Source organism: Vibrio sp. 10N.222.46.A1 (genome assembly GCF_041473595.1).
Taxonomy (GTDB): Bacteria; Pseudomonadota; Gammaproteobacteria; order Enterobacterales; family Vibrionaceae; genus Vibrio; species Vibrio tasmaniensis_A.
Genome location: NZ_JBFRSN010000469.1, coordinates 1 through 8415, shown reverse-complemented (window position 1 = coordinate 8415; position 8415 = coordinate 1). Strand labels below are relative to the sequence as shown.

General features: G+C 44.4%; 7 protein-coding genes. 3 read left to right on the top strand and 4 right to left on the bottom strand.

Annotated elements, in window-relative coordinates; translation table 11 throughout:
- Positions 1-48 precede the first annotated feature (48 nt).
- Genes AB4496_RS14155 through AB4496_RS14145 form a run of 3 tightly spaced genes read right to left on the bottom strand, consistent with a single transcriptional unit; the run spans position 49 to position 2690 of the window.
- Positions 49-1230 (bottom strand): MFS transporter, encoded by a 1182-nt coding sequence (locus tag AB4496_RS14155; RefSeq protein WP_009846171.1) that lies wholly within the window; start codon positions 1228-1230, stop codon positions 49-51.
- Positions 1220-2395 carry a phosphotransferase gene (locus tag AB4496_RS14150; protein ID WP_102258354.1) on the bottom strand — a complete coding sequence of 392 codons (1176 nt, stop codon included), beginning with the start codon at positions 2393-2395 and terminating at the stop codon, positions 1220-1222. Before AB4496_RS14150 ends, AB4496_RS14155 begins: the two co-directional genes overlap by 11 nt.
- Positions 2396-2405: 10 nt before the next feature.
- Entirely contained in the window at positions 2406-2690 is a 285-nt protein-coding gene (locus tag AB4496_RS14145) for a GNAT family N-acetyltransferase (RefSeq protein ID WP_029223001.1), read from the bottom strand.
- Positions 2691-3005: 315 nt separating this feature from the next.
- On the opposite strand from AB4496_RS14145, the gene AB4496_RS14140 reads away from it, so the two are divergent.
- Positions 3006-3752: a flagellar brake protein gene (locus AB4496_RS14140; RefSeq protein ID WP_009846168.1), complete on the top strand. Its 747-nt coding sequence runs from the start codon at positions 3006-3008 to the stop codon at positions 3750-3752.
- A 187-nt stretch (positions 3753-3939) separates the two neighbouring features.
- Here the strand turns inward: AB4496_RS14140 and AB4496_RS14135 are convergent, their stop codons facing one another.
- Complete coding sequence (locus AB4496_RS14135) at positions 3940-6300, bottom strand: Lon protease family protein (protein WP_009846167.1); 2361 nt, start codon at positions 6298-6300, stop codon at positions 3940-3942.
- Between the two features lie 240 nt (positions 6301-6540).
- Here AB4496_RS14135 and AB4496_RS14130 point away from each other — a divergent pair, with 240 nt between their 5' ends.
- Both AB4496_RS14130 and AB4496_RS14125 read left to right on the top strand, forming a co-directional pair.
- A complete protein-coding gene (locus AB4496_RS14130; RefSeq protein WP_102258353.1) occupies positions 6541-7035 on the top strand; it encodes a hypothetical protein in 495 nt (164 codons plus the stop codon).
- Positions 7036-7047: 12 nt separating this feature from the next.
- Positions 7048-8415: ABC transporter ATP-binding protein (locus tag AB4496_RS14125; protein WP_372105192.1), on the top strand; the 1368-nt coding region annotated here is incomplete at its 3' end.

Here is an 8415-nt window from a genome sequence, read left to right as displayed (position 1 = left end):
AAAGATCCAATATCACTATTGGAGCTTTTTATTAGTCTTTATCGAGAGTTAGCGCCAGCTAAACATTCGCACTTCATTGCCCTCTTCGGGCTTCTTGGGGATGTTTAAAGACAACGCCAAAGATACCGCCGCCATCGCAGCACCTATGTAGAAAACCGTTGCAGGGGACGACAACCAAATCACCCCAAATACGACCGGAATAACAACCGCTGCAATATGGTTGATGGTGAAAGAGACACCTGCGGTTGATGCCATGTCGGCAGGATCGGCGATTTTCTGGAAGTAGGTTTTGATCGCTAATGCGAGTGCAAAGAACAGATGGTCAACAACATACAGCGCCGCCGCCCATTCCGCGCTTTGTACTAAACCATAACCGACAAACACACCAATCAAACCAACATACTCGAAGATCAGGGCCTTGCGCTCTCCAACCACACCGATAAATCGACCAATACGTTTTGCGAATAAGAAATTAAACAGGTAATTAATTAAGAACAGTAGCGTTACGTCAGCAGCCGAGTAACCAAACTTCTCTACCATCAGAAAGCCAGCAAATACCGTGAAGATCTGTCTTCTCGCGCCACTCATAAAGGTGAGCGCGTAGTAGAGCCAGTAACGCTTTCTCAGCACCAATTTCTTATTTTGTTGAGTCTTGGTTTGAAACTCAGGAAAACCAAAGGTCATCACCAAAACTAGAATAAATCCAATACCGCCAGTAATGCCGTACACCCAAGCAAAATCGAGCTTCAGCTGTTCTAACATCACCCAGATTGAGCCATAAGTAATTAACGAGGCCAACGCGCCAACAGAGATCATTTTACCCAGCATCTCAGGGGCCTCTTCTTTACTCAGCCATTGGAGTGACAAAGACTGCTTGAGCGTTTCAAAATAGTGAAAACCCGTCGACATCAAAATGGTGGTCAGCAGTAGGCCAGTGAGTGAAGGAAACAAACCGGTAATCGCCGTACCGACAGTGAGCATCGCCAGCGATATCAACATGAAGCGTTGCTCGCGAATGAACGCCAACACAAACACCACGGTAAAGGCCAAAAAGCCAGGGATCTCACGAACACTTTGCAATAAACCAATATCCGCACCATCAAAATTCGCTTTCTCAATAACGAAGTTATTAAGCAGCGCCATCCAGCTCGAAAACGCGATAGGGACAACAATTGAAATCAGTAATAAGAAGTTTTGCGGCGTTTTCCAGCTCGCGGTTTTATCGAACATTGACGGACTCCTGTTCGTCTAATTGGTTAAGCACTCGTAAGGTTAGTTGCTCGGTATACGGGTTGATCTTCCAATGATCAGGGCTCCAACCTTTAACAAAACGTTGAAAATCAGCCCATGCCACGTAAAACATTGGTCGCCATGCGGCTTCAACATCATCGAACGAAAGGTGTGGTTGATAGTGCATGAGTGCCGCTTTCAAGTATCGAAAGTAAGCCTCCAAGATCTCTGATTCAAGCTCTGCACAGTCTTGCGGCCTCACAGCACTACTCATGAACAAGGCCACATCTTTCATCGCACAACCACGCCCAACGTATTGGAAATCAACGGCAGCAGCGCGCTCACTGTCTAAATCAAAGCAGAAGTTGGCGAGCTTGGCGTCACCATGTACCAAGGTTTGATATGGGCACGTCCTTAATAGATTATCAATGTGCTGCGCTTGGCTCTTAAGCGATAAATCAGCCAATGCGTTTAACTCGTCAGGCCGCGTGTCTAAATGCCAATATGTGCCGACTTGCCACAATGAAGCTGAATGTTCTTGATCTACATTGATGTGCTTTGCGTGAAAGTTAGCGAGCCATTTAAGGCAAGCATCGCGTTGGTTTTGCTCTTCTAGTGTGTAACCAGACGCCAGATCAGACTGAGTATCTTGGATTGCTGAATCATCAAAAGCAGCAAGCACATCAAACTGAGAAGTTAACGGAAAACCGATTTCGGCCAAGTCTTGCATCACAATCAGCCACTCGTGCTCTTGTAACTCACATTGCAGCCCTACAGGTACAGGGCAACGCTCATCCCACTGTTGGGTAAACGACTGATACCACGCGGTCTCAACTTGGTAAGAGTGCACCTTTCGTTGATGAGAAAGTTTGGTATTCCAACCCTTTGGGTGTTCTGCTTTATCTGGCAATGCGACATGTTTAACAATCACACTGTTGAATGAAGAACGCCTGTCTTTAGAAAAAACCAAACGAACTAATTCACCATACCCGCCCCATAGGCTTTGAATCACCTGGACATCAAACCCTTGATGACAACCCAGTGAGGCCGCTATTTTTTGATAAAGCTCATTTTGATAAAACTTTTGTTGATAAAGCTCTGGCTGATTTTGACTTGAATTCGCTATCGGTTGAGCGATATTTTTTGACGATATTGATTGAGACATATACTCGTTACTATGCTTTATCGGATAAAAGGTGTGCCCACTGTGGCTGCCTATTCATATAGTGAATCACATAGCTACAAATCGGTACAATTTTAAAACCTGCTTGTTCAATTTCAGTCAGTACCGACTCCATCATCACCTTACCGAAGCCCTTACCTTGAAGCTCATCAGGAATACGTGTCGATGTGATATGTAGTACATCTCCATCCTTTTGATACTTAACAACCGCGAACTGGTTGGGTGCTAGCTCAACTGTGATCTGGTTCGCATCTTGATCCCATTTTGTTGCCTGCATTCTCAACTCCTGAAAATAATTGATACGACAAACAATAAAAATTTGAAGTATTCATTCCTTGTAATAGACTAACTCAAGCTTATACAAATAGAACTAAGTACTTACAAACAAAGTAAATAACTCTGTGCCATCGGCTTAATAACGAATCAATAAAGATAAAGGCACTCTATAAATCTATGTGAGTACATCTACCTAGTCTATGTAATTGCACTTAATTTATGTAATTGCACCTGCTAAATCTAGCACGTATTTGCCCCTTAATAGCAAGTTACCAATATAACAAACAGACGCATGTTGGCGCATGGAGAACATATAATGAACGCACCACTGAAGAAGCCTTTGGAGCATAATCAGGCACTTCAAGATCCTCGTAACCGCACCGTTTCTACATTAAATAGCACCGATGCACTGGCCATGATAGAGCACGGCAGTGAACTAACATTAAATGTATCGACTCCAGTTGGTACTAAGTTTCTCGCCACCACCAAATTTATCGGTACACACAGTGATAACTGCATTGTGGTTGAGGTTCCCGACGTATCCAACGATGATCTGAGCTTTTTCTTTCAAGAAGGTTTTTGGATGACAGCTCGTGCGTACTCTCTGCGAGGAGAAGGCGCTCTTATCCACTTTAAAAGCCAAATTCACCATAGGATTGGAGATCCCTTCCCTATACTTGTGCTTTCAACACCAAGCTCGATGCAAGTAACCCAACTGCGTAAAGAGACACGCTACGAGGTGAACTTAGCTTCCAGAATCATCTTCAACGATCAACGAGCAAACTGTGAGATTAGAGACTTATCGAAAAGTGGTTGTCGTTTTGTTACTTCACCGACTTCTCGTGCGATTCAAATTGCCGATCGAGTCTCTATTGAAGTTACACCTGAGAACTACAATGGCCCACTAATACCGCCATTGAAAGGCATTATCTGTAATCTCCAAAAATCAACGCATTACGCTCGATACGGGGTAGAATTTGATGATATTGGCCGCTCTAATGCCAAGCACTTGTTGGCGAAGCTGAAGTTCGATGGCACCAAGCTCTGTTTGCGAAATAGGTAAAGTCATTTAGCACATTGCTTTCACCGAATACCGTAAGCAGACCAGATACAGACGACTCAATAGCGAGCAAAGTCGCAATCAAAAAAAGCCATCGATTTTTATGTCGATGGCTTTTTAGTTTTGTCTATCTGTCTAACTTTCAAATACTTATCTAATTAAAAAGCTAGCTGGGTTTATAGATATTAGACTATTTACGCAGTGCGTTCAGTTTAGCTTGAGCGATACCAAAGATAGTATCGATTGGATAGCTCCCCTCGTCACTCGCCTCACCGGCGGCTTTGCCTGTAAACAGCTCAATCGCTTCAGTCACATGGTCGATAGCCCAAATATTAAACTCGCCCTTTTCAACCGCTTTTACGATGTCATTACGCAGCATCAGGTTGTGAACATTTGAACGTGGGATGATCACCCCTTGCTCATTTGAACGTCCTTTGATTTCGCACACATCAAAGAAGCCTTCAATTTTCTCATTCACACCACCAATAGGCTGAGACTCACCGAACTGGTTCATCGAGCCGGTAATCGCGATGTCTTGACGGTTCGGCTGCTTAGAAAATGCAGACACCACCGCACAGAACTCAGCCATACTCGCGCTATCACCATCGACGCCACCATACGATTGTTCGAAGGTGATATTGGTAGTAAGCGGTACTTTCGCTGTCTTACCAAATACCGAAGAAAGGTAAGCCGATAAGATCATCACCCCTTTCGAGTGAATACTGCCGCCTAGATCTACGTTTCTCTCGATATCAATCACTTCACCGTCACCATAAGCCGTGGTTGCCGTGATCCGGTTCGGTGCGCCAAACATATGATCGGTTGTGCTGAGTACAGACAGCGCATTGACCTGCCCAACCGCCTGACCATCCACATGAATCAGTGTTGTACCGTTGGTGAAGGTTTCCATGACGCTGTCTTGCAGTCGCCCGACACGCATCTGTTGGTTCGATAGCGCCTGGTCGACATGCGTAGCACGAATCAGGTTCGACTTCGCTCCTTTCGCCACGTAGTTTGATTCACGAAGCAGGTTGGCAATGTGTGCCGAGTGCAGCGACAACTTACTTTGGTCACCCGCCTGACGAGAACTGTGCTCAATGATGCGAGCAATCGCTTTGCGATCACAATGCAGCATGTTGTTGTCGTGCACGATACTTGAAATGAAGCGTGCGTAATGCATTTCAGAATCCGCAGTACGCTTCATCTCATCTTCAAAATCGGCCGTCACACGGAACAATTCACCAAACTCCGCATCGTAATGTTGCAGTAGTTGATAAGTTCGATAATCACCAAACAGGATGATCTTAACGTCCAATGGAATAGGCTCAGGATCAAGTGATACCGCCCCCGTTAACGTGACCTCTTTTTCTAATGACGTGAAGCTCAATTGACGCGAACGCAGCGCGCGCTTCAAGCCTTCCCATACATAAGGTTGTTCAAGTACTTTGACCGCATCCATCAGCAAGACGCCGCCATTGGCTCTATGTAAGCTACCTGCACGAATCAAAGAGAAGTCCGTAAATACGGTGCCTTTGAACGTTGCCGTCTCGACATAACCAAACAGAGAGTGATAATTTGGATTCTCTTCCACCACGATCGGCAGAGTCTCCTCCTTCTGGCTCACAATCACGTTCACCTTGTAGCGACGTGGCATTTTCTTATCCAAAGAGGCGGTCGCAACTTCTGCTTGCTCTGTGCTCTCTTCTAAGAAAATATCTGCGTTGTCGACAATGTCTTTACGCAGTGCTGTAAGGTACTTTTTAATATCAGGATATTGGCTGTAATCTTGCTTCAACTGCTTGATGAAGTGGGTAATAACATCTCGCGCCGTATCATCATTCAACTTTTGAACTTTCTCTGTGTACGTCTCTTCAAGCTCGGTCAGTTCACGAGAAATGGTCCGCAGCCCGACTTCCAATCCATCAATGGTTTTATCGAATTGATCTTGCTCTTCTGGCGTGAGTAAGTCGAAGCTCTCTTCGGTATGAAGATCATCGCCATTCATCGCGACAAATTGGTAGTCACCCTGAGTCGTGATCGTCAGGTTAATGCCCTTATCTTTTGCTTCTTGACTGATCGCTTCTAACGCCGCTTGTTGCTTAGCGGCCAACTGATTTTTTAATCGGTCAGCGCGATTAAAGTACATCTCGTTATCGAATGCGAGTGGCATTGCTTTAAGAAGCTTACGCATCAGCTTTTCAATATCTTGCTTCAAACTGCTGCCAACACCACGAGGTAATTTCAGCACCTTAGGTGTACGAATGTCTTCAAAATTCGCGATATAGCACCAATCAAAAAGCTCCTGTACTTCTTGAGGATGTCGGTTTAGGTAGCGCAAGATCATGGTGCGTTTACCCAGACCATTTCGACCTATCGCATAAATGTTGTAACCCTTTTCCTTAATTGACATCGCGAACTCAACGGCCTTTTGTGCTCGTTCTTGCCCGACGATTTCGTCAATTGGAGCCAGTTCTTTGGTCGACTTACATGGTAGCTTATCGAGTTCCGCTACCTTATACAGCTGTTCTGTATTGAGTCTTTGCATCGCCATCGCCGCCTCCTTAGTCCTTCATTACTTGGGTGTAGATAAAATCAGTGTAGATGTAATTACCTATAAATTTAGTGACTTACGCTGCACAGCTGTTCAACTGAACAAATAACAACCAATTTACTCCGTTTTTAGCAATAACGAGAGATTTAATTCACCAACTTAGCATGTGAATGATTTTAATTTGCAATTGATAATAAATATCATTAACATTTTAGGATATTTAAAATTAAGGATGTGGACATGGAAATTGAACGCTGCTGGATGCACTACCTAAAAGCTGAACAGTTAATGGAACAAGGTCATTGGCCCGAAGCACAGCGCCTCTATAACGATGTTCTCACCTCTCTTCCTCATCACATCCAAAACGCGGCATACCAAAGTGACATCAAACCCTGCCAGTTTGCTTGCTTAATTTCAGGCCTTAGAGACGCCAGTGTCGCTCAATCAGAGATTCTCAATCGTTTAGGCCAGCACCAACAAGCCTTCGACACCTTGAACCAATCTTATGCATTGATGCAATTTATCTCTCTTGAAGGTACAGAGTTGATTCAACGTACCTTTAGGTTATTGGAAAAGCAGAGCGAAGATTTACTCAATCACCTGATCGCATTTTGCAGTGCTCAGCGCAGCTCACATTGGATGCTCGAACTAGAACAAATTCAACGCGCTCATCACCATTTTGGGCAACTTAAAACCACTTCAGAAGTTCAATCTTCACCTAATGTCTTAAATTGATAAGGATATATCATGTCGGACCGGGCCATTCTTAAAGTTAATAATCTCTCCGTTAAATTCATAACCAATGATGGAATCATTGATGCGGTAAAAAAGATTAACTTTACTCTTAATTCTAGTGAAACCTTGGCCATTGTTGGCGAATCGGGTTCAGGTAAATCTGTCTCTTCCAACGCTTTAATGCGTTTGCTTCCTGATAACGCCATCATTGATGCTCAATCGGAAATCGAATTTGAAGGTCAGTCGATACTCAAAAAGACTGAACGAGAGATGCAGTCAATTCGTGGTGACAGGATCGGAATGATCTTTCAAGAACCAATGACATCTCTCAACCCATACCTGCGCGTGGGTACACAAGTGGCGGAAGCCATTATGTGTCACCGCAATGTATCGAAATCAAAAGCAAAACAGCGTGTGCTAGAGCTCTTCAATCTTGTGCATTTACCAATGCCAGAGCAGGCTTACAACAAGTATCCGCATGAGTTTTCAGGTGGTCAATTACAGCGCATCATGATTGCGATGGCTTTGATCAACGAGCCCGATATTTTGATTGCCGACGAACCTACCACCGCATTGGATGTGACCGTACAAGCGGAAGTGCTTTCTCTTATCAAAGAAATCCAAAACAAAATGGGCATGGCAATTTTGTTCATCACCCATGACCTTGGCGTAGTAAAACATTTTGCCGACCGTGTTCTGGTGATGTGCAAAGGTGAGCTAGTTGAAGAAGGGATGACTCAAGCCTTATTCGAGAATCCAAGACACGATTACACACGCATGCTGATTAACTCGATTCCTAAAGGCGCTAAGGTTCCTGTTGAGGCGTCAGCTCCAGAACTATTATGTGCTGACGATATCCGAGTTCAATTCTTGGTTAAATCACATTTCATCAAGAGTAAAAGTCAGTATTTCGAAGCCGTAAAAGGCATTTCGTTGAATCTTAAACAAGGCGAAACGCTAGGCATTGTGGGTGAATCAGGGTCAGGTAAATCGACCCTTGGACGTGCATTAATCGGCTTGCTGCCGAGTACCGGACGTATTGTTTACAAAGGCCAAGACGTTAGCTTATTAAATGATAAAGAGCGTCACAAGCTCAAGAAAGATGTCCAAATGGTGTTCCAAGATCCTTATGGTTCTTTATCACCACGCATGACCGTTGGGGAAATCATCACCGAAGGCTTAACGGTGCATCAACCTCATCTATCCAAGCAAGAACGTTTAGAAAGAGCGCGCAAAGCATTGATTGAAGTTCGCTTAGAGCCGAATTCAATAAACCGTTATCCGCATGAGTTCTCTGGCGGACAAAGACAACGTATCGCGATTGCTCGCGCACTGATTCTAGAGCCCTCTTTCATTTTGCTGGATGAACCAACTTCGGCA

Bases quoted from the DNA above. Each gene is read 5' to 3' on its own strand.
- AB4496_RS14155 (WP_009846171.1), bottom strand. From the start codon at position 1,230: ATGTTCGATAAAACCGCGAGCTGGAAAACGCCGCAAAACTTCTTATTA.
- AB4496_RS14135 (WP_009846167.1), bottom strand. From the start codon at position 6,300: ATGGCGATGCAAAGACTCAATACAGAACAGCTGTATAAGGTAGCGGAA.
- AB4496_RS14145 (WP_029223001.1), bottom strand. From the start codon at position 2,690: ATGCAGGCAACAAAATGGGATCAAGATGCGAACCAGATCACAGTTGAG.
- AB4496_RS14150 (WP_102258354.1), bottom strand. From the start codon at position 2,395: ATGTCTCAATCAATATCGTCAAAAAATATCGCTCAACCGATAGCGAAT.
- AB4496_RS14130 (WP_102258353.1), top strand. From the start codon at position 6,541: ATGGAAATTGAACGCTGCTGGATGCACTACCTAAAAGCTGAACAGTTA.
- AB4496_RS14140 (WP_009846168.1), top strand. From the start codon at position 3,006: ATGAACGCACCACTGAAGAAGCCTTTGGAGCATAATCAGGCACTTCAA.